16 protein-coding genes are annotated in these 20,636 nt (G+C 72.9%); 3 read left to right on the forward strand and 13 right to left on the reverse strand.

Features of this window, described 5'->3' with window-relative positions:
* Positions 1-15: 15 nt before the first annotated feature.
* The 8 genes from fxsT to ACFYPA_RS09705 form a co-directional block, all read right to left on the reverse strand.
* On the reverse strand, positions 16-3,009 hold the full coding sequence (gene fxsT / locus ACFYPA_RS09670; RefSeq protein WP_389130873.1) for an FxSxx-COOH system tetratricopeptide repeat protein: 2,994 nt from the start codon (positions 3,007-3,009) through the stop codon (positions 16-18).
* A gap of 81 nt (positions 3,010-3,090) precedes the next feature.
* Positions 3,091-4,482: an aKG-HExxH-type peptide beta-hydroxylase gene (locus ACFYPA_RS09675; RefSeq protein ID WP_389130875.1), complete on the reverse strand. Its 1,392-nt coding sequence runs from the start codon at positions 4,480-4,482 to the stop codon at positions 3,091-3,093.
* Positions 4,479-5,645, reverse strand: a complete 1,167-nt coding sequence (locus tag ACFYPA_RS09680; protein WP_359349207.1) for an FxsB family cyclophane-forming radical SAM/SPASM peptide maturase — start codon at positions 5,643-5,645, stop codon at positions 4,479-4,481. Before ACFYPA_RS09680 ends, ACFYPA_RS09675 begins: the two co-directional genes overlap by 4 nt.
* Before the next feature lie 328 nt (positions 5,646-5,973).
* Positions 5,974-6,174, reverse strand: coding sequence for an FxSxx-COOH cyclophane-containing RiPP peptide (fxsA, locus tag ACFYPA_RS09685; protein ID WP_359077082.1), 201 nt, complete (start codon positions 6,172-6,174; stop codon positions 5,974-5,976).
* Positions 6,175-6,324: 150 nt separating this feature from the next.
* A complete protein-coding gene (locus tag ACFYPA_RS09690; protein WP_389130877.1) occupies positions 6,325-9,831 on the reverse strand; it encodes an SAV_2336 N-terminal domain-related protein in 3,507 nt (1,168 codons plus the stop codon).
* 7 nt (positions 9,832-9,838) lie between these two features.
* Positions 9,839-10,858, reverse strand: a complete 1,020-nt coding sequence (locus ACFYPA_RS09695; RefSeq protein WP_389130879.1) for an AAA family ATPase — start codon at positions 10,856-10,858, stop codon at positions 9,839-9,841.
* A 127-nt stretch (positions 10,859-10,985) separates the two neighbouring features.
* Positions 10,986-13,085: a trypsin-like peptidase domain-containing protein gene (locus tag ACFYPA_RS09700; RefSeq protein WP_389130880.1), complete on the reverse strand. Its 2,100-nt coding sequence runs from the start codon at positions 13,083-13,085 to the stop codon at positions 10,986-10,988.
* Positions 13,082-13,642 (reverse strand): CU044_2847 family protein, encoded by a 561-nt coding sequence (locus tag ACFYPA_RS09705; protein ID WP_389130883.1) that lies wholly within the window; start codon positions 13,640-13,642, stop codon positions 13,082-13,084. Before ACFYPA_RS09705 ends, ACFYPA_RS09700 begins: the two co-directional genes overlap by 4 nt.
* 141 nt (positions 13,643-13,783) lie before the next feature.
* Between ACFYPA_RS09705 and ACFYPA_RS09710 the strand changes: the two genes are divergently transcribed.
* Positions 13,784-13,966, forward strand: coding sequence for a DUF6104 family protein (locus tag ACFYPA_RS09710; protein WP_359077073.1), 183 nt, complete (start codon positions 13,784-13,786; stop codon positions 13,964-13,966).
* A 2-nt stretch (positions 13,967-13,968) separates the two neighbouring features.
* Here ACFYPA_RS09710 and ACFYPA_RS09715 read toward each other — a convergent pair whose 3' ends face one another.
* Positions 13,969-14,832 carry a hypothetical protein gene (locus ACFYPA_RS09715; RefSeq protein WP_389130886.1) on the reverse strand — a complete coding sequence of 288 codons (864 nt, stop codon included), beginning with the start codon at positions 14,830-14,832 and terminating at the stop codon, positions 13,969-13,971.
* 164 nt (positions 14,833-14,996) lie between these two features.
* Between ACFYPA_RS09715 and ACFYPA_RS09720 the strand changes: the two genes are divergently transcribed.
* Both ACFYPA_RS09720 and ACFYPA_RS09725 read left to right on the forward strand, forming a co-directional pair.
* Positions 14,997-15,854 carry a DUF4097 family beta strand repeat-containing protein gene (locus tag ACFYPA_RS09720; RefSeq protein WP_359077069.1) on the forward strand — a complete coding sequence of 286 codons (858 nt, stop codon included), beginning with the start codon at positions 14,997-14,999 and terminating at the stop codon, positions 15,852-15,854.
* Between the two features lies 1 nt (position 15,855).
* Positions 15,856-16,923, forward strand: a complete 1,068-nt coding sequence (locus ACFYPA_RS09725) for a helix-turn-helix transcriptional regulator (protein ID WP_389130888.1) — start codon at positions 15,856-15,858, stop codon at positions 16,921-16,923.
* Positions 16,924-16,996: 73 nt separating this feature from the next.
* Here ACFYPA_RS09725 and ACFYPA_RS09730 read toward each other — a convergent pair whose 3' ends face one another.
* The 4 genes from ACFYPA_RS09730 to ACFYPA_RS09745 form a co-directional block, all read right to left on the reverse strand.
* The gene (locus ACFYPA_RS09730) at positions 16,997-17,572 is read right to left on the reverse strand and encodes a Clp protease N-terminal domain-containing protein (RefSeq protein WP_359077065.1); all 576 of its coding nucleotides are present in this window, start codon (positions 17,570-17,572) and stop codon (positions 16,997-16,999) included.
* Positions 17,572-17,781, reverse strand: a complete 210-nt coding sequence (locus tag ACFYPA_RS09735) for a sigma factor-like helix-turn-helix DNA-binding protein (protein ID WP_266782775.1) — start codon at positions 17,779-17,781, stop codon at positions 17,572-17,574. The genes ACFYPA_RS09730 and ACFYPA_RS09735 overlap by 1 nt, the downstream gene beginning before the upstream one ends.
* Before the next feature lie 38 nt (positions 17,782-17,819).
* Positions 17,820-18,785 carry a zinc-binding dehydrogenase gene (locus ACFYPA_RS09740; RefSeq protein ID WP_359077062.1) on the reverse strand — a complete coding sequence of 322 codons (966 nt, stop codon included), beginning with the start codon at positions 18,783-18,785 and terminating at the stop codon, positions 17,820-17,822.
* Between the two features lie 153 nt (positions 18,786-18,938).
* On the reverse strand, positions 18,939-20,162 hold the full coding sequence (locus ACFYPA_RS09745; protein ID WP_389130892.1) for an NADP-dependent malic enzyme: 1,224 nt from the start codon (positions 20,160-20,162) through the stop codon (positions 18,939-18,941).
* Positions 20,163-20,636 lie beyond the last annotated feature (474 nt).

Below are 20,636 nucleotides of genomic sequence, written 5' to 3' on the forward strand. Positions count from 1 at the left end.
AGTGACACCACGCGATCAGATCATCTGGGGCTCGAAGTCCCAGTAGGGCCGCACGCGGGACCGTGCCGACACGGTATGGACGTGTTGTGCACCCAGTGTCTTCGCCAGGTCGTCCATCGCCTCCGACTCGATCTTGTCCGCGTGCTGCTGGTCGCGGAGGCCGCGCAGGTCCGCCGCGTGTGCGATGCGGGCGGACAGCGTGAGCGGGTGGGTCCGGCCGAGCACCTCGATGGCCCGGGTGCTGATCGCGTCCGTCAGCGCGGCAGCGGACTCCGGGTCGCCCACCAGGTTGCGCAGCGCAGAGGCGTTGACCGCGCAGCCCAGCGTCCAGGGATGGTTCTCGCCGACGGCCCGGCCCATGTCGGTAAGGGCCTCCTCCAGCAGGTGGTGAGCGTGGTCCCGCTCCCCGACGTTGCGCAGGATCAGGGCATGGTTGGCACGGGTGCCCACGACGTACGGATGCTCCTCGCCGAGCATGTCGACATAGCCGGCCATGACCTTCTCGCTTATGGCCCGGGCCTGGTCGATGTCGGCGTGCTCCCGGGCGAAGAGGCTCTGGCTGGCCGCGAACATCATGGTGAGCGGGTCGTTCTCTCCCAGGACCCGCTCGCCTCGCTCCAGTACCCGGATGAACAGCTCCGCGGCCTTGCTCCGCTCGCCGGAACGGTACAGACAGAGCGCGAGGTTGTGCTCGGCGCGCAGGGTCTGCGGGTTGTCCTGGCCCATCACGATGCGATGCACCCGGACGCTCTGCGCCTGGAGTGATTCGGCCTCGTTGTACCGGCCCAGCAGACGCAGGTCGGTGGCGTAGTTGATCTCCGAGTAGAGGGTCCAGCTGTGGCGCGGGCGCAGCAGCTGGCGGCGGGAGTCCAGCGTGCGCTGGTTGAGCGCCAGCGCCTCCTTGTACCGGCCGAGGAGACGCAGGGAGGTGCCAAGGTTGTTCTGGGCGTTGAGCGTGCGCGAGTCCTGGTCGCCCAGCAGCTCGCGGTAGGCGCCGAGGATCCACTCGGACATCTCATGGGCCTCTTCGTACCGCCCCAGCCCCCGCAGGTCGGCCGCGAGGCCGCCTGCCGCGCGCAGGTGTTCCAGGTCCTGTGCGCCCCGCTCGGCCCGCAGATGGTCGACGGCGGCCCGTTCGATCGCCTCGGTTCCGGCGTAGTCGCCGACGGCCCGCAGCAGGTTGGCGTAGTTGTAGCTGAGGTCCCAGAGGCGCGGGTGGTTCTCGCCGAGCAGTTCGCCCCAGGCGGTCATGGCGCGGGAGCCCAGCTTGATGCCGGCCCGGTACTCGCCCGACAGGTACATGTAGCGCAGGCAGTTGAGCACCAGGCTCTGCACCGCGGGGTCCGTGCTGCGCAGGACGTCGGCCCACTTCAGGTGCGGAGTGATCTCCGCGTACACGGGCCACGACCGGGTGTCCGTGGGGCGGCCGGGGTCGGCGGCGGCCAGGGCCCGGCGTACGACGTCGATGAATTCCCGGCGGTCCTGGTCGGGCATGTCCTTGCGGACGATCTGGTGGACCATGCGGTGCAGGTAGATCGACTCGCCGGAGGACGCGTCGTCGATGATCGAGTCATGGGACTCCAGGCGGACCACGGAGTACTGGCGGAGCTGACCGATCGCCTTGTTCCACAGCAGCGGGTCGTTCATCAGGCCCGAGAGCTGTTCGGGCAGTTCCCCGGACGGCATTTCCTTCAGCAGCCGTACGGGGATGGAGCCGGGTGCGAAGAAGCTGCACAGGCGCAGCAGGTCGACGGACTCGGGGACGGTGTCCCGGAGCTTGTTCAGCAGTATCGACCAGGCGGTCTGGAAGGCCAGCGGGAAGTCGGCGGAGACCTTGACGACGTCCTGGTCGATGCCGCCGGCGAGGAGGTCGATGTACTCCTCGACCGACATGTCGGAGTCGTTCAGCCAGCCGGCGGTCTGGTCGAGGAGCAGCGGCAGGTCCTCCAGCGCCTCGGCGAGCCGGCCGGCCTCGGTGTGGGTGAGGCGCGGGGCGCGGCGGCGGATGAAGGCGACCGACTCGTCCCGGTCGTAGACCGGCACCTCGACGAGGTTGCTGTTGTGCTCGCTCCACTCCGGATTGCGGGAGGTGATGAGCACGTGCCCGGGGCCGGTCGGCACCAGGTCCCAGATCTGGTCGGGCTCGTCCGCGCCGTCCAGGATCAGCAGCCAGTGGGCGTGCGGATCGCCCCGGCGCAGTGAGTCGCGGACCGCGCGGAGGCGTTCGCCGTACTCGGCTCCGGTGGACAGGCCGAGCGCGGGGGCGAGTTCGGCGAGCTTCTGGCGGTAGAGCGCACGCCGGTCGGCGGGCACCCACCACACCACGTCGTACTCCGAACCGAAGCGGTAGACGTACTCGGCGGCCAGTTGTGTCTTGCCGACGCCGGACATGCCGTGCAGCGTGACCACGCCGGCGCCGGCCCCGGCGTCCTGGAGCGCCTGGTAGGCCTTGCTGAGCAGTTCCTCCCGGCCGGTGAACCGGGTGTTGCGGCGCGGGACCCCGCCCCACACCTCCGGGGTGTCGAACGGGAAGCGGGGGCCGGAGCGGGTGTCGGTGCCCTCGGGCGGCGGGCTCGTGGGCAGGCCCAGGCGTACGAGGAGCCGGCGCTCCGCCTCGTCCGCGCCGACGTTGGTGAGGTCGGCGGCGCCGAACACCGAGGTGGCACCGGGCAGCGCCGAGGTCGTGATGGAGACCGCGGCGAACCGGTCCGGATCGGGGGCGACGACCTCGCGCAGGGCCCGGTTCCACTCCTCGTGGCTCCGCGGGCCCAGCTGGAAGTACCAGTCACTGAGCAGGACCAGGACCCGTCCGCGGGAGAGCGTCAGATCACGCAGGGCGTTCTCCAGCGGGACCTCCACCTGAGGGTCCCACCGCTGCTGGACGACCGTCACTCCACGCCGCTCCAGGCGGTCCGCGATCCACGCCGCCCAGGCCCGGTTGAACCCGGCGAAACTGAGGGTGACGGTCTGCGCCCCGATTGCTCCAACTTGCTTACGCGTAGCGGGCATTCAACCGTCTCCCTGACATCGTTGCGAGCCTTTTCACGATACACCGGGGCGTGGTCGCTCCGGCCTGAATCACCTGGCTGCTCATGCCCTGGGCGATCCGTTCCTCTGCTGCCATATCACCCTGGTGGTGTTCACGTACGCGTCCGCGCGCGCCAGGTGACCCGTGGGTGGCGGTGAATCCTCCAGACGGTGGTAGAGCGTGATCATCTCGTTGACGAGGACGCGCCCCTCCACGGTCAGCAGGGCCGATCCGGCCAGAACGGGCAGTACGGCACCCACCTGTTGACGGCAGCGGGCGTGCTCGGCCCAGGCCAGGTCGCGAGGGGTGACGCGCCGCGAGCCGAGCGCGAAGCGCTGCCAGTAGTCGGCGAGCGCGAGGTGCGAGTAGGCGCCCTGGAGGAGTCCGTCGAAGGGCCTGGGGTCGGTGCGCCAGGGGGCGAAGTGGCGGGGTGTGGCGTCCTCGTGGTGCAGCGGCACGAGTGCGCCGAGCGCGGCGAGCTTGGTGTGCTGGAGCTCGTGGACGAGTGTGGAGGCGAAGTAGGCGGGGGTGGCGGGTTTACTGCTGAGGACCGCGCCGAACGCCTCGCGACGGGTGCCGCTGCAGTGGGCCGCGGCCTCGCCGGTGGGGCCCGAGCCGGGCGGCGGGCCGAGCGGGACGAGACAGCGCAGCAGCACGGCCGCTTCGGTGAGCCGGTGCTCGCCGCCGATGCGGAGCAAGGGCTCGACTCCGGCCCACGACGCGATCCACGCCTTGCGTTCCTGGTCGTCGATGTGGGTGGCCGCGCTCAGCCCGTGCCGCTCCAGGCCGGTGCCGCGGGTGCGGTACGGGTCGACGTCGTCCAGGGGCACGGGGCCGGTGCCGGGCAGGACGGGCGGCAGCGTGAGCACGGGGAGCCAGCGGGGGTCGGCCGAGGTCATGGTGCCGTCCGGCTGGGTCCGTACGGTCAGGGGAGGCCCGTCGGCCGGCCGCACCGTCATCTCTCCGTCGGCGAAGGCGAGTTCGGCAGGTCCGTCCTCGGCGCGTACCGCCCCCAGCGTGGGAAGGGAGAGCTGTCCGTCCCGGGCGGCGAGCCGGGCGGTCATGGGCAGCCCGGCCCGGATCGTGGCCGCCGCCGCGAGTGCGGTCACATGGGCGAGGTCGGCGAGGAGGCCCGGACCGGGCGTGACCGTCGTGGTGAGGCCGGCCAGGAGCCGCTGCGCCCAGGGGCCCGTCATGGGGTGGAACAGCACGGCGCGCACCGCGGCCCGGTCGGTGCGCTCGGCGACTTCCAGCAGCGCCCAGTCGGCGCGCAGCCGGTCGAGCAGTGGGGGCGGGCACACGGTCGCGGGCGCGGCGGCAGCCGCGTCGAGCAGGGCCCGCAGGAGGACGAGACGGCGGGTGTCCTGGTCGCGTACGAGCAGGCCCAGCGTGGCGGCGGTGCCTTCGGTGCGGCCGAGTTCGCGCAGGGCGCGATCGGGGACGGCGGAACTCATGGGGGGTCTCCTGCGGTTGCGTCGGCGAGCCGGTCCGCCACGTGACGGACCAGCCGGTCGAGGTCGGCGCAGTAGACGGACGGATTGATGAAGCCGTTCTCTGCGCGATACCGGTGGGCGTAGTGGCCGCCGCCGCAGACGGTCAGCAGCGGGCAGGCACGGCAGAGGGCGGCGAGTGCGCCGGCTCCTGCCTGTCGGGCGACGACGCCGGGGTGGCGCAGGGCGTCGTCGAAGGTGTGGTGGAAGATGTCGAGTCCGGTGGCGGCGGCGGTGTCGTAGGCGGACTTGAGGGAGTCGACCTGTTCGATCGATCCGTCCGTCTCGATCACGACCGCGTTGATCGGGTCGAGCCCGAGGGACTCGGTGGCGGCGGGCAGCCCGAGGAGCAGCGCGACGCACTCCTCGAAGAGCCTGATCCGCGTCTCCCGCCGGGCGGCCGGCCACCAGCGGTCGAAGACGGTGCACAGCCAGTCGCCGTACGGGGTGGGGCGGCCCGGTCCCGGGCCCGTGGGGACTCCGGCCGGGTCCGGCAGGCCGGGCGGTGGCCTGGTCCAGTTGCCGTGCGGCAGGAGCAGGTCCAGGGCCGGGGGGCGCAGGGCGAGCAGCGACTCGTACATCTCCAGGGGGTCCGTGCGCGGGTCGACGACGGTGAGGATGCCCGCGTACGCCTCGGGGTGGCGGTCGGCGAGCAGCCGGGCGCCGCGCGAGGCGGCGGGCCAGGAGGGGCGGCCCGCGTGGTCGGTGCGCAGGGTGTTGTGTGCGGCCAGGCCGCCGTCCAGGCTGATGCCGATGCGGATGCCGTGCCGGGCGAGGGTGGTGACGCGGGCGTCGGTGAGCAGGGTGGCGTTGGTCTGCACGGTGGCGTGGACGGTGCAGTCGGCGGGGACCCGCTCGCGGAGCCGGTCGGCGAGGGCGGCCAGCCGTGCCGGGCCCGCGAGGAGGGGTTCGCCTCCGTGCAGGACCAGGGCGACGTGGCGGAGCCGGTGGGTGGCCGCGTGTTCGGCGATCCGGTCCGCGGTGCGGTCGAGGACGGCGGGCGAGGCGGCGGCGGGGCGGGCCCGCCAGGTCGTGTCGGGGCCCTCGTACAGGTAGCAGTAACGGCACGCCAGATTGCAGCGGCCGTGCACCTTCACGATGAACTGCCCGAAGGGCACGGGGGCCACCGCCGGGAAGTACGGCACCGCGTCCGGACGTGCCCGCCCCTCCGCGCGCCGCGGCGTCGTCCGTCGGGCCACTGGGGCACCCCCGTGCTGTACGTCTGCCGGGACGGAGCCCGGAACCGGACGCCCGGACCGGAGGGCCCCGGCGCCGTACGGCGAGGGCCCGGCGGCCCCGGGCGATGATGTCGTGGTCGTGGGCGCCCCGGTACCGCGCCGGGCGGCCCCGGACCGTGCGGGTGCGAACCCCGCGGGTGCGAACCGGGCAGCCCCGGGCCGTGCGGGTGCGGACCGGGCGGGTGCGGGGCCCACCGCCTCAGAAGGCCCCACCGCCTCAGAAGGCGTTGTTGAAGCCCCAGAGCATCTCCCGCGGCTGCTCGACGCGGCCGCGCAGATCCGCCACGACCTCGGCCAGCACGGGGTGGTCCATGGTCCGCAGGGACTCCAGATCGAGGCCCAGCAGATCCGGCAGCTCACCGGCGGCACCGGACGCACCGGTCGCCCCCGCCCCGTCCTCACGTGTCGACTCGCTCATCACGCCTCCCCGTAGTACAGCACCGGGACCGCCGCGCCGCGCTCGCCGTCGAGCGCCCGCCGGTCCCGTCTCCCTGACCTGCTTCGAGCCTTGCGTCCGGATCGCGCCGGCCGCCACCTGTCGCGGCGCCCCGTGCTCGTCGTTGAGCACTCAGCGCTCCAGCTCGGCCAGCCGCTCGGCGGTCGACTCCCCCGCCGCGCCGCCGCCGTCCGGCAGTTTGCGCCACTCCTGACGGGCCGCCCGGTACGCGTCCCGCGCGGCCCGGGGGCGCCCCGCACTCTCATAGGTCATACCCCGCCAGTGGTTGGCTGTAGCACCCAACTCCACAGCCTCTTGGAGCTGTTGTGGATTCTCCAGCTCCGCTTCAGCCTCGGCGGCGGACTCGGCGGCCGACCGGAAGGCCTCCGCGGCGTCGTCGCGCCGGGCCGGCCTGGCCAGTACGTCGGCGGCCTCCAGACAGGCCCGGCCCAGCTCCAGCCAGCACCGGGCCGCCGTCAGCGGGGCCGCAGCCTCCTGCGCCGCGAGCCTGAGGAGGTGTTCGGCCTCCCGCAGATCGACCCGGTCGGCGGCGGCCCGGTGCCGCAGCATCAGGGCCCGCCCGAGCATCAGCAGCCGTTCCGACTGGTGCGCGCCGCCCGCGGGCGTCTCGGACCGGCAGTCGCGGAGCACCCGCACGGCCGCGCCGACGTACGCGCCGCCGTCCGGGAGTTCGGCGCGGCGCAGCAGCGTGGCGCCCCACTCCGCGAGCAGGTCGGTGTGGGCCCGGGAGTCGCGCGGCGTTCCGCGGGCGGCGCGGGCGAACCACTCGGCGGCGGTCACGAGTTCGGCCGGGTCGCCGGTGTGCTCGTAACGGGCCGCCCGGATGCGTCCGGCCCTGGTCTGCAACTGGGCGCGCCGGCGCCCTTCGCGTACGGTCTCCAGCGCCTGGCCGGTCAGAACCGCGGCCTCGTCCGGCTCCTCGCCCGAGGCGAGCAGGGCGTCCACCAGGTCCAGCACGATGCGGTTCTCGGTGCCCGTCGTGTGCCCGCCGCCCTGGGCGAACGCGGTGCGCAGTGACCGCGCCGACTGCCGGGCGTACTCCCGGGACTGCTCCGTGTCCTCGGTGGCACCGGCCAGTTTCAGCAGCGTCCTGCCGTGCTGCAGCGGCAGCGCGGCCGGGCGGTTCTCCTGGTCGGGCCAGGAGTCGGCGAAGGCCTCCAGCATCCCGCAGGCGCTCTGCAGCAGGGAGGTGTCGCCGTCGAGCCGCCACTGCGCCTCCAAGGCCCGCACCCGCTCCAGGGTCAGGCGGAGAGCCTCTGCCGGTTCCATGCCGGGCGCCGCGCAGGCGAGGATGTACTCGCGTTCGGCGCGCCGCAGGAGGTCCAGGGCGCCGCGCCGGTCCCCGCGCCGCCGCGCGTGGTCGGCCGCCGCGTGCAGCACCTGGGCCAGCACCGCCCGTTCGCGTACGGCGCCGGGGTACGCCGCGGCCCGTTCGGCGGCGGTCCTGGCCTCGCCGAGCAGATCGTCGCCGCCGCCCCGTACCTCCCAGAGCCTCAGCGCACACCGCGCGTACTCGGCCCAGAGTCCGGGGCCGACGGCGGACGGCGGACTGTTCTCGGCGGCGCCCCTCAGCAGTTGTACGGCGTCGATCAGGCGCTGCACCATCGTGTCGGCCTCGAACTGCCGCACGAGAGCGCGCGCCTGTTCCACGGCGGGGCTGGTGCCGGAACCCGGGCGATCCGCACCTTCGAAGGACGCCGGGGGCACGAAACCGGGGGGCACGGGCATGAAGCGCTCCAGCACGCGGGCGGCGACCTCGGCGAAGGCGTGGGGGACGCCCCGGCCGTCGCCCGGCATCTGCCCCGCTGCCTCGATCCCGTCCTTCTCGTCCCCGTCCCCGTTCTCCTCACTCGCCCAGGCATCCTCCGCGTCATCACCCGGCCGGGCACGGGTGCCGGGCCACACTTCGGCTTCGGCGCGCCGTGCGTCGCTCATCGTCCCGTCCCCCAGCTGGGCGAAGGCCAGGGCGGGGAAATTGGGCCCGCCCTTGCCGAACCGCTGCTCGATGTACTGCGAACAGTGCTTGAGCACGAGCAGGGCCTCGTCACGGCCGAGCGGGCCGAGCAGCGCGTCCTGGACGCCGGGTTCGAAGGCGTACCACTGCCCGCGGCCGCCCCCGCCGTCAGCGCGGGTGAGGAGCCCGCTGAGCAGCACCTCGGCCAGTTCCGAGGGGCCCGAGTGGGGCAGCATCGTGCGCTGCACGAGTTGCATCACCGGGAGGTAGAGAGGGGCGGCCGCCAGGTGGACCGCCAGTTGCCCGGCATCGGGTGAGGCCACCGACCGGAAGCGGCTGACGAGTTGCAGCGAGGAGAGCGCTCCGCCGGACCGCTGGGCGGCGGCCGCCGGCTGGTCGGCCCGCACCCAGCCGACCGCTCCGGCGATCCGGGCCGCGCCGGTGCCGGAGAGCAGTCTGGCCCAGGCCCCGAGCGCGTCCGCCGTGGGCGGGAGGACCGGGACCGCGAGGGCTCCGGGGTGCACGGCGGGGCCGGTCCCGGCGTCCTCCGCGACCTTGAGCAGCGCCGCTCCGCCGGGTCCGTCGCCCCGCGAGAGGGAGCCGAAGGTGACGGGCAGCCTGGTCCGGTTCCACATGCGCTGCGGCAGCGGTTGCAGGACGGCGACCGGGGACTGGCCGGCCAGCTGGTACAGCAGCCGGTGGGCGCGTCCGCTGTGCCAGAGCGGGCCGGCGCAGTCGCTGATCACGACGGTGACCCGGCGCCCGGTCGGATCGCTGAGGCGGTCCGCGGAGTGCAGGGGGCCCGCCTCGGCGTCGGGGCTGCGGCTGACCGCGCATCCGCCGTCCGGCCCCTGGTGCAGATAGCGCACCTGGACATCGCGAAAGGCGCCCAACTGGGCGAATATGCGCTGGAGTTCATGGAACATCCGGTCCCACACCAGCATGGAGGAGGAGGCGTCCATGACGCACTGGAGAATGGCGTCACCCCTGCGGATGCCGCGGAACACCGGCATGATCATGCCGCCGGCGCGGGCGCTGAGTTCAGCGGTCGCCGTCTCGTCGAGGGCGCGCCGCAGGGGCGCGGAGGCCGGGTGGTAGCGCTGCAACGGGCGTAACGCGCGGCTGAGTTCGAGTGGGTCGGGGAGCACGGGGGCGGCAGGCACGCCGAAGGTGAGCGCGGCGCCGGGGGCGTCCACGGAGGGCCGCAGACCGGAGCCGGAGTCGCCGTCGCGGGGCGCACGCGCCTGGCCCGGGAGGGGGTAGAGGGAGATCTTTCCGTCCCCTCCCGGCCCGCGCGCCGCCTCGGGCGGGGCGTCCTCTCCAGTGGGCGGGGCGTCCCTCTCCGGTGCGGCCTCCGCTTCGGTACGGGCGGGTGGCTCCGTCTCCTCGGCCGGCGGTACGGGCGCGAGCGCGCCGCCACGGCCGTCCTCGGCCCGGGGCGTCGCGGATCCGTCGTCGCCGCGGGTCCACCGGGCCAGCCAGAGCGCGTCGCACAACTGCTCCACGTCGGGGTCGAGCCCCGCTCCGCGCAGCCGGGCGACGAGCGTCGCCAACTGCCCCGGGCCGGGTGCTCCCTCACGCGCATCCGCACGGGGCAGCGGGTCCGGCGCCCCGCCCGGCTCCGGGCCCTCCGGGGCTCCTGGCGTTCCGTCCGCCCCACGCATCAGCCCGTCACCTCGGCCGGTCGAGTCGCTGGATGAGCAGGTCGGCAAGCCGGTCACGGCCGGTGGGCGCCGCTGCCTGGGTGAGGTAGATCGCGTTCAACAACTGGTCGGTGGCGAGGAGTTCGCTGCGTGAGCGCTCCAGGAAGAGGGTGATGAGATCCTCGCTGGAACGGGCGGCCTCCTCACCCAGGTGCGCCTTGACGAACGCCGCCAGTCGCTTGTGGTCGGGCCGCCCCAGCTCCAGATGGATGCACCGGCGCATCAGCGGGGCGGGGAAGTCCCGCTCCCCGTTGCTGGTGAGCACCACGAAGGGGAAGGCCCGGCACTGCACCCGGCCGCCCTTGATCCGCACCTTGTTGCCGTCGTGGTCGAGCACGTCCGCCTCGCCGTCGGGCAGCCGGTCCGCGATCCGCTCCAGCTCGGGGATCGCGAACTCGCCCTCCTCCAGCACGTTGAGCAAGTCGTTCGGCAGGTCGATGTCGCTCTTGTCGAGCTCGTCGATGAGCAGCACCCGCGGCCGGTCCGAGGGCAGCAGGGCGGTGCCCAGCGGCCCGAGCCGGATGTAACTGCCGACGCTCTGGGCCGAGTCGGCCGCGGCTCCCCCGCCCACCGACGCGTGCGAGGCGATCTGCACGTCCTGCAGCCGCGCGATCGCGTCGTAGTGGTAGAGGCCGTCGAGCAGCGTGGTGCGGCTGACCACGGGCCAGCGCAACACCTTGCCGAACTCCAGCTCCCGGGCGACGGAGTGGGCCAGCGTGCTCTTGCCGGCGCCCGGGTCCCCGGTGACCAGCAGCGGGCGCCGGAGGTACAGCGCGGCGTTGATCATTTCGAGTTCTTCGGCACCGGGGCGGTGCTCCTCGGCGACGCGCCCCGGAATGCCGAGCCGACGGTCGGCCGACTCCCCGCCGTCCGCCCCTCCGGACGCGGCGGCGAAATCGCGCCAGGGCGGAGGGGGCGGCAGCTGCGCCACCTCGTCGTGCGGTTCGCCGATACCTCGGTAGATGAGCCACTCGCTGGGTTCACTCATAGCGTGTTCCTCGTCGTCACTCGCCTGCGGGCGGCCGCCCTCGCACGTGCCTTACGGTATCGATCCGGAGTAACCCCCGTAAGGGGAAGGCTCGTTCGGCCCCCCGGCCCCGTGGGGAAACCACACGTCACGGCGCCTCCAGGAACTGGCCGGAATCCGGCAGCGCACGGTCCGGATCCGCGTAGTAGAGGGCGATCGAGTCGGACCAGAACATTTCCGTACGCCCCTCCCCCACACCCCTCCTCAGCTCATGGATCTTCCACGGCAGCCGGTCCGGGGTGCGGGCGTCCGACACGGCCTCGGTCACGCGGCGGTGGAATTCCCGGCAGACCGTGTCCGCCTCCGCGGGCCGCCGCTGCAGCAGGGCGGCCTCGAAGCCGGCGTCGATCAGTCGCACCACCCCGGCCGCGGTGTCGGAGTCCGGCCGGCCGCCGTAGCGGCAGAGGACCGGCACGGTGTCGTGCACCAGGGTGCGCAACCGCGTCACATCCGGTACACGTACCCGCAAATCGTCCTCGCAGTCGACGACTTCGGCGTGGAGCCCCGCCCTCGGCCCTCCCCCGGCGTCCCGGCGCACCGGCTGCTCGTCGGCCGGCTCCCGGTAGGAGCTGCGCAGGACCACCGGGCGTACGGCCCCGAGCCGCAGCCCGTTCGAGGGGAGCACCCATTCGTCCACCGGCAGCCCGAACAGCTTGGGCGCCACGACCACGTGGAGCATCGCGGGGCTGCCCGGCTCGTCGCACCGCCGGAAGGCCTCGGCGAGCGCGGCGGCGAGCCGGTCGGGAACGGTGCCGAGCGGGGCGCCGCGGCCGTCCATGTCGATGGGTTCCGCCCCGGAGGCCTGCCGGTCGACGGTGACCCGCCAGTCGTACTGCTCCGGGGCCCATCCCTGGAGTTCCACGTGCAGCACGACGCTGTCGCGATCCCCGTGCAGGACGGGCTCGCTCACGGGCGTGCGGTCGGCCTGCTGACGGTTCTGCTCGAGGCGCAGGCGAATGCCCGCCCACTCCATGTCGAGCTGCCGGCGCAGGCCCCGGGGCAGCTCGACGTCGGCGATCTGCTTCACCCATCCCCACAGCTCCTTGGCGTTCGTGACGGAGAGCTGACCGCAGGGCCGGTCCGCGGTGAGGACGCCCATGCAGTAGCGCACGATCACTTCGAACCGGGCCTGCCGGTCGCGGACGCCGGTCTCGTACAGCACCCCCAGGCCGTCACGCCAGCCGCGCGGGGCCGAACGGTGGTACCGGGAGTAGACACCGGGCAGGCCGTCGAGGAGGGCGAGCAGGCTGCGGGTGCTGGCCGGCGGCGGGAGCTCGGCGAGCCGCCCGAGCAGGGCCGCGCGCAGTCTGGGGCCGAGGACGCCGCCGGGGGGTACCGGCCGTTCGCTCTGTACGTCGGTCCAGGTCCGCTCGGTGCCGACCGCGCTGTTGTGCCGGTCCGCGTGGTAGCGGTCATGGGCGTGGAACACGGACTGGTAGATGTCGTCGGTCTCGGTCTCGATGGGCGTGGAGGGCACCTCCAGGGTGCGCAGCCGCTCGATCCCCACGGCCGTACCGCCCTGCTGCCCGTCCAGGCGCGACTTGACGACGCCGACGACCTCGCCCCGGGCGAAGTCGATCACGGGCCCGCCGGACATGCCCGGCTGCACCCAGCCGTTGTCGAGGAGGACGACCTGGTCCACGTCGTCCGCGGCGCCGTAGGAGCCGTTCGCCCCGTAGGTGCCGTTGAACAGTTTCAGGCCGCCGCCGGGCGATTCGACCCATCCCACGCAGCGGATGTCGGTGCGGTTGAGCAGGGCCCCGGAGCGCTCGGCGACGTACACACAGGCGTGCTCGGCGGGCCGGCGGAGCTGGATGAGCGCGAGGTCGGGGGCGGGCCAGCCGGACGTCCCCGGCGGCCTGGTGCCGGGCAACGCGACGACGACCTTGCCGGGGACCTCGGTGAGCGCGTCGCTGTACCGGTCACCTCTGAACATCACGTTCACCACGCCCCCCTCCCCCCGCATGGCCACATGGGCGCACGTCAGGATCCAGCTCGGAGCGATGAAGAACCCGCTCCCCAGGAACTCGCCCGGCTCCCCTGCCGGGGCCTTCCCGCCCGGTTCGTCAGGGGCATACCCGGGCGCCGGTCGATGGATGCGTACGGTGGCGTCCTCCACGAGGCCCAGGAGAGCGGCGTCCGACCCTCCGTGTCCGCCCTCTGCGCCCCCGTCGCCGTCCGAGGTCATACCCCGCCACCACCGGCGCCGTCCGCGCCGTCCGGATGTGACGGTGCGCCGGGGGCTGCCCCGGCGGGCGGAGACGGGGGTGCGGGCGCCGGTGGCGCCGGGGGCGCGTACGGAAACGGAACCGGAGGTACGGGGAGCCCGGGCGCAGGCGCCTGAGCGGGTACGGGCACCGGTGCCGGCGGGGGCGGATCGACCGGCGGTCCGCCGCCGCTCCAGGTGAGCGTGACCTTGATCGCGCCCTTGGCCTCGCCGTCCGCCAGCAGTCCGACGACCTTGCCCGACTTGGCAGTGAGCTCGATTCCGAACTCGACGCTGACCTCGTCCGGCCGCACGGCACGCAGCGGGACGGCGAGCGAGCGCGCGACACTGGTCACGACCGAGTGCAGGCTCTCGACCCGGGCCTGCACCTGGTCGGTGAGGTTTCCGAAACCGGTGTCCGTGAACGTCAGACCACCGGGCTCCGGCCGGTCCAGTTCCTCGGCTCCGGAGATCCGTGCCCAGACCGGTGTGCCGTCCGGCATCTCGATCCGCGTGATACGGGCCCCACTGTCGTCCATAACGCCCCCCGTTTCCCCAACTGCCCGCAGGTTAACGGCCGTAGACGGCCGATGCGAGGTACGTGGACCATGACGCGGGGCGGTGGCTGCCCGGTTCTCGGCGCGTACGCCCGTAAATGCCGGACCCTCTAAACTTGTGCCATGTACTTCACCGACCGCGGTATCGAGGAGCTGGCGAAGCGGCGAGGCGAGGAAGAGGTCACTTTCGAGTGGCTCGCCGAGCAGCTGCGCACCTTCGTCGATCTCCATCCCGACTTCGAGGTGCCGGTCGAGCGCCTCGCCACCTGGCTGGCCCGGCTGGACGACGAGGACGACGAGGACTGAGTTCAGGGACCGCCGGGCCCCTCGCCCGGCTCCTCGTCCCTGATCCGGTCGTACGCGAGACCGAGGGCACCGTGCACCATCAGCAGCGCCCCGGCGAAGACCCATCCGCCCCGGCGCCGGCCCGCGCCCCACAGGGTGATCGGGAGCCCCGCCGCCAGTTGCGCGCCCGCCAGGGCGCGGGCCCTGGGGCCGCGCATCCAGGGCCCCAGAGGGCTGCTCTCGACCGCCTCCAGTTCGACCTTGACCGCGTCGCGCCAGCCGGTCCACGCGATGCGCTCGGCCTCCGGCCACCGGCCGGCCCCCGCGGTCAGCCGGGAGGAGGGTTCGCCGGGGTCCACGCCGGGCGGGAGCTCCAGCCCGACGCGGGTGAGCACGGCGAGCAGCCCGCGGAGCCGGGCCCGGGCGTCCGTCTCCGGATCGGGGCGGGTCAGGGCTTCGAGGGCCTGGACGTCCAGCACCGGATCGAGGCCGAGCCGCTCGGCGAACGTGCGCATCGCCTCGTCCTCACCGGCCGGGGTTCCGTCGGCGAGCCAGACGTAGCCGACCGGGCGGCGGAAGCCCGCGGCGAGGGTGTATCCGGCCCGGTCGCCGTCCCACCACAGCGCCAGGACCGGCCAGGTGGAGCCGACCGCGAGCGCGGTGGCCCAGCCGCCGGCGACCCGGTCGACGGGCTCGGCCACCTCACCCGCCGCCAGCTGCCCGGCCGGCGCGCCCTGCCAGGGCGTGCCCTCAGGTACGAGGACGCTCCAGCTCTCCCCGCAGGGCGCGAGCAGCATCCGCTCACGCAGCAGATGGGCGACCGGCCGCACCGTGTCCGGTTCGGTCCGGCACAGCAGCAGCGCTCCCACGGGTGATGTCGCGTTCATGCCCCACACGGTAGGTCAGATCACCCGGTTTTGATGCGATTTGCCCCACCAGTCAGCCCACCCCTCCTCCCTGACGCGCCTTGACTTCCGCGATCCGCGATATATCGTGTTCTGCAAGAGACGCGATATGTTGCGTCATCCGCGCTCCCCAGGAGGTCAGATCCATGCCTGTGTCGACGTGGGCCATCGCCGAGCCTCGCAAGCTGACCTTCGACGAACCCGTGACGGCGCTCAGCGTCCGCATCGTCAACGGGACGGTCAACGTCGTCGGCACCGACGAGCCGACCGCCAGGCTGGAGGTCTCCGACATCGAGGGACCACCCCTGATCGTCACGCAGCACGACGGCGTCCTCACCGTCGCGTACGAGGACCTGGCCTGGCAGAACCTGCTCAAGTGGCTGGACAGCAAGGGCTGGCAGCGCCGCGCGGTGGTCTCCCTCGCGGTCCCGGCCGGGTCGGCGGTGGAGGTCGGCGTGGTCGGCGCCGGCGCCTTCGTCTCCGGGGTCCGCGGTCGCACGGAGGTACGCGGCGTCACCGGTGACACCACGCTCGTCGGGCTCGCCGGACCGGTCGGCGCGGAGACGGTGTCCGGCAACGTGGAGGCGCAGGCCGTCACCGGTGAGCTGCGCTTCCACTCGGTCTCCGGCGACCTGACCGTCGTCGAGGGCGCCGGCGCCCGGGTGACGGCGGAGTCGGTCAGCGGCAACATGGTGCTCGACCTGGACCCGACCGCCAAGCCCACCGACGTCCGGCTGGCCACGATCTCCGGCGAGCTCGCCATCCGCCTGCCACACCCGGCCGACGCCAGGGTCGAGGCGAACACCGCGAGCGGCTCCGTCTCCAACGGCTTCGAGGACCTCCGGGTCAGCGGCCAGTGGGGCGCGAAGAAGATCACCGGCACGCTGGGTTCCGGAACCGGGAAACTGAGGGCGACGACGGTCTCGGGATCGATCGCCCTGCTCCGCCGCCCACCGGCCGAGGACGATCAACACGACGCCGAGCCGACCGGAAAGGTGCTCTGACATGCCCCCCGTTTTCGCCCATGGCCGCCTGCGCCTCTACCTGCTCAAGCTGCTCGACGAGGCCCCCCGCCACGGCTACGAGGTGATCAGGCTCCTCGAGGAGCGTTTCCAGGGTCTGTACGCCCCTTCCGCCGGCACCGTCTACCCGCGCCTGGCCAAGCTGGAGGCGGAGGGCCTGGTCACGCACGCCACCGAGGGCGGTCGCAAGGTCTACTCGATCACCGACGCCGGCCGCGCCGAACTGGCGGGCCGCACCGGCGAACTCGCCGATCTGGAGCTGGAGATCAGGGAGTCGGTCTCCGAACTGGCCGCCGAGATGCGCGACGACGTCCGGGGCGCGGCGGGCAAGCTGCGCAGCGAGATGCGCGCCGCGGCCGACGAGTCGCGGCACGCGGGCTCCCCCCGGCCGGAAGGCAGGGCGGGCAAGTCCTCCCCCTTCGGCGGCTTCGGCGATCTGGGCAACTTCGGGGACTTCGGCGACCTCGGTGACAAGGAGGCCTGGCGCACCGCGAAGGAGGAGCTGCGCAAGGCGAAGCAGGAGTGGAAGGAGCAGGCGCGCCGGGCGAAGGACGAGTCCCGTCGCGCCCGCGAGGAGGCGCAGCAGGCCCGCCGCCAGGCCAAGGAGGCCCAGGACCGGGCGCGCGAGCAGATGCAGAACGCCGCCCGCCAGGTCCAGGACCACTTCGCCCGGGGTGACTGGCCGGCGGGCGTACGGGAGGGGCTGGCCGAGATCACCGGGCAGCTGGGCGCCTTCGCCCGTACCGGCAACTGGCCGCCGGACGTGAAGCCGGACGTGAAGCCGGATGCCGCCGCCGCAGACCCCGGGGCGGACCCGGACTGGGGCAAGGACACGGGCGGCACCGGCGACCCCGCGCGCGACCTGGACCGGCTGCTCGACCGGTTCCGCGACGACATCCGGGACACGGCCAGGGACCGGGGGGTGACGGAGGACCAGCTCGGCCAGGCCCGCCGCCATCTGTCGACGGCGGCCGCCCACATCGGCGCGCTGCTGCGGAAGGACACCGGCGGCACCCACGGCACCGGCAGCGCCGACGGCTCCGCGAAGTAGGAAGCAGGACCCGAGAGGGACGGGGTGCGGCGGCCCGGGGCGGGGCAACAGCCCCCGGTCCGCCGCCCCGCGTTCAGCCCGCCCTGCGGCCCTGGCCCGCCCCGCCGTCCCCGTACAGCGCCCGGTTGACCGTCTCGTACGTCGCACCGTGCTCGGCGAGCACGTCGGCGACGACTCCGGGGGACGCGGTGAGGGCCAGCAGGAGGTGCTCCTCGCCGATGAAGCGGTCACCGCGGCCAAGTGCGACCCGCAGCGACTTCTCCAGGATCTTCTTGGCCTCCTTGCTGAACGCACGGCTGCCCGACCACCAGCGCCGGTCCGTGCGGTCACCCCTCAGGGCCCCCTCGCCGTGCGCCTCCTCGATGCGGGAGACGATCGCCGTGAGGTCGATACCGATGTCCGCGAGGGCGTCGGCGTCGGCCCTGGTCATGCCGCCGCGCCTGCGCGCGTCGGCGAGCGCGGCCTCCACCGAGGCCCTGCGGTCGGTGAGTCCCAGCGCGGCGACGGCGAACGCCGCCCGGCTGCCCTCCTGGTCCAGCAGGGCGAGCAGCAGATGTTCCTCGGTGACGGAACCGGCATCGGCCCGTTCGGCGTGGGTCACGGCGCCGGTCACCGTGGCGCGGGCGCCCTTGGTGAATCGCTCGAACATCAATGCCTCCCGTACTTCTTGTGGACGGCCTGCCGGCTGACGCCCAGTTCGGCCGCGATCTCCTGCCACGACCAGCCCTGGACCCGGGCGCTTCTGACTTGTACGGCTTCGAGCTGCTCCAGCAGCCGCCGCAGTGCGGCGACCGACCGCAGGCCCACCCGGGGGTCGCGGTCGCCGGCGCGTTCGGCGAGATCCGTTGCTTCGGTCATGGTGTCAACTTACGTTGACATCAGGACCGATGTCAACCCTAGTTGACAGTCAGCACGATCTTTCCGAACTGGTCACCCGAGGCGAGGCGCTCGAATCCCTCGCGCGCACGGTCCAGCGGCAGCACCTCGTCGATGACGGGACGCACCCCCGTGGTCGCGCAGAAGGCGAGGAGGTCCTCCAACTCGTCCTTGGACCCCATGGTCGAACCGACGACCTTCAGCTCCAGGAAGAAGATGCGGGTCAGTTCGGCGTGGGAGGGGCGGTCGCCGCTGGTGGCCCCGGAGATGACCAGCGTGCCGCCGGGGCGCAGGGACTTGACGGAGTGGGACCAGGTCGCGGCACCGACGGTCTCGATGACGGCGTCCACCCGATGGGGCAGCCGCGCGCCGGGCTCGTACGCCTCGATCGCGCCGAGTTCGACGGCCCGCTGACGCTTGGCCTCGTCACGGCTGGTGGCGTAGATCCGCAGCCCGGCGGCCCGGCCGAGGACGATCGCGGCGGTCGCGACACCGCCGCCGGCTCCCTGGACGAGGACGGAGTCACCGGGCCGCACCCCGGCGTTGGTGAAGAGCATGCGGTACGCGGTCAGCCAGGCGGTGGGCAGGCAGGCGGCCTGCTCGAAGGTCAGCTCCTTCGGCTTGGGCAGCACGTTCCAGCTGGGGACGGTCACCTGCTCGGCGAACGTGCCCTGGTAGCGCTCGGTGAGGATGGAGCGGGGCTCGTCGGGGCCGACCCCGTGCCCGGTCTGGCCGATGACGGAGTGCAGGACGACCTCGTTGCCGTCCTGGTCGGTACCGGCGGCGTCGCAGCCGAGGATCATCGGCAGCTTGTCCTCGGCGAGGCCGACGCCGCGCAGGGACCAGAGGTCGTGGTGGTTGAGGGAGGCGGCCCGGACGTTGACGGTGGTCCACCCGGGACGCGCCTCGGGAGCCGGGCGTTCGCCCAGCTCAAGGCCGTTGAGGGGGTGGTCGCGGTCGAGGCGGGATGCGTAGGCGGCGAACATGGGCCCGACGATAGGCGGGGCCGTGTTCGGGCGTAACCGGCTGCGGGTGTGACACGCGCCGCGCGATTCCGAGCCCCACCGGCGATCGAGGAGCGGGGGCCCGGGGACGGCGCCCGCGAAAAGGCACCACCCCCGAACCCCCGCCCACTCACCTCAACGCCGGGCGACACCCTCCGCCCGAGCCGCGGCGGCCACCGCGGCCGTGACCGCCGGGGCGACCCGCTCGTCGAACGGCGACGGGATCACGTAGTCGGCGGCCAGCTCGTCGCCCACCACGTCCGCCAGCGCGTTCGCCGCGGCGATCTTCATGCCCTCGGTGATCCGGGACGCCCGCACCTGGAGCGCGCCCGCGAAGATGCCGGGGAACGCCAGCACGTTGTTGATCTGGTTCGGGTAGTCCGAACGCCCGGTCGCCACGACCGCCGCGTACTTGTGCGCGACGTCGGGGTGCACCTCGGGGTTCGGGTTCGCCATGGCGAAGACGAAGGCGCCGGGCGCCATCGAGGCGACGGCCGGCTCCGGGACCGTACCGCCCGAGACGCCGATGAAGAGGTCCGCGCCCGCGAGCGCGTCCGCCAGGGACCCCGCGATCCCCGCCTTGTTGGTGAGCTCGGCCAGCTCCCGCTTGACGTCGGTCAGGTCCTCGCGGTCCCTGCTGACGATGCCCTTGCGGTCGGCAACGGCGACATCGCCCAGACCCGCGGCCAGCAGGAACTTGGCGATGGCCACCCCGGCCGCACCCGCGCCCGAGATGACGCCGCGCAGCTCGCCCAGGCCGCGCCCCGACAGCTTCGCCGCGTTGCGCAGGGCCGCGAGGGTGACGACGGCCGTGCCGTGCTGGTCGTCGTGGAAGACGGGGATGTCGAGCCGTTCCTGGAGCTTGCGCTCGATCTCGAAACAGCGCGGCGCCGAGATGTCCTCCAGGTTCACGCCGCCGAAGGACGGGGCGAGCCGGACGACGGTCTCCACGATCTCGTCCGCGTCGGTGGTCGCGAGCGCGATCGGCACCGCGTCGACGCCGCCGAACTGCTTGAACAGGATCGCCTTGCCCTCCATCACGGGGAGGGAGGCCTCGGGGCCGATGTCGCCGAGACCGAGCACGGCGGTGCCGTCCGTCACGACGGCGACGACCTGCGACTTCCAGGTGTAGTCGTGAACGAGTTCGGGATTCTCCGCGATCGCGCTGCACACCTTCGCCACACCGGGCGTGTACGCGAGGGACAGGTCATCCTTGTCCCGGATCGGAACGGTGGCCTGCACGGCCATCTTCCCGCCCCGGTGGAGTGCGAAGGCCGGATCGAACGGCTCGTCGGTGATGCCGCTTGTCGTGCTGTCCGTGTTGCTGTCGCTGCGAGGATTGACGATCTCCGCTGCCATGGTGTTGACCCCTTAAGTCTTCATCGTTTGAGGGTGGCCACTCCTGGTTGAGGAGGGGTGGGTGGGCACCGCGTACGTTCCCCGCGCTGGGCGATTGGTCCGCCTCGGCAGGGAGGGATTCATACGCGCGGGCGCGCCGCACACGCGCCCTGAGCCCCGGATGAGGGGTGTAAACGTCCTTCTTACCGGACAGGCCGCACCGCAGACGAGTCCGTATCCCCACGGTGACGTGTCTCATAGTGGGACATACACACAAGTCGGCCAGTCGACATGAAAACCGCCCAGAGCAGGTCCGGGGCGGGGGATCTTCCGGCAGGAAGAAGCGATTCCAGGGAAAGGTCCGGCCTTGATGTGCCGGCCCGCTGGGTTCGGGGGTGTCCCGTTACCCGATTTTGACATGCGCTGCCCCCTGATTGGGCTAGTCCGAATGGCAAGATGCCGTAATCACACAAGGCGGCGACACTCGACGCCGTG

It is taken from the genome of Streptomyces sp. NPDC005775 (assembly GCF_042871565.1).
GTDB lineage: Bacteria > Actinomycetota > Actinomycetes > Streptomycetales > Streptomycetaceae > Streptomyces.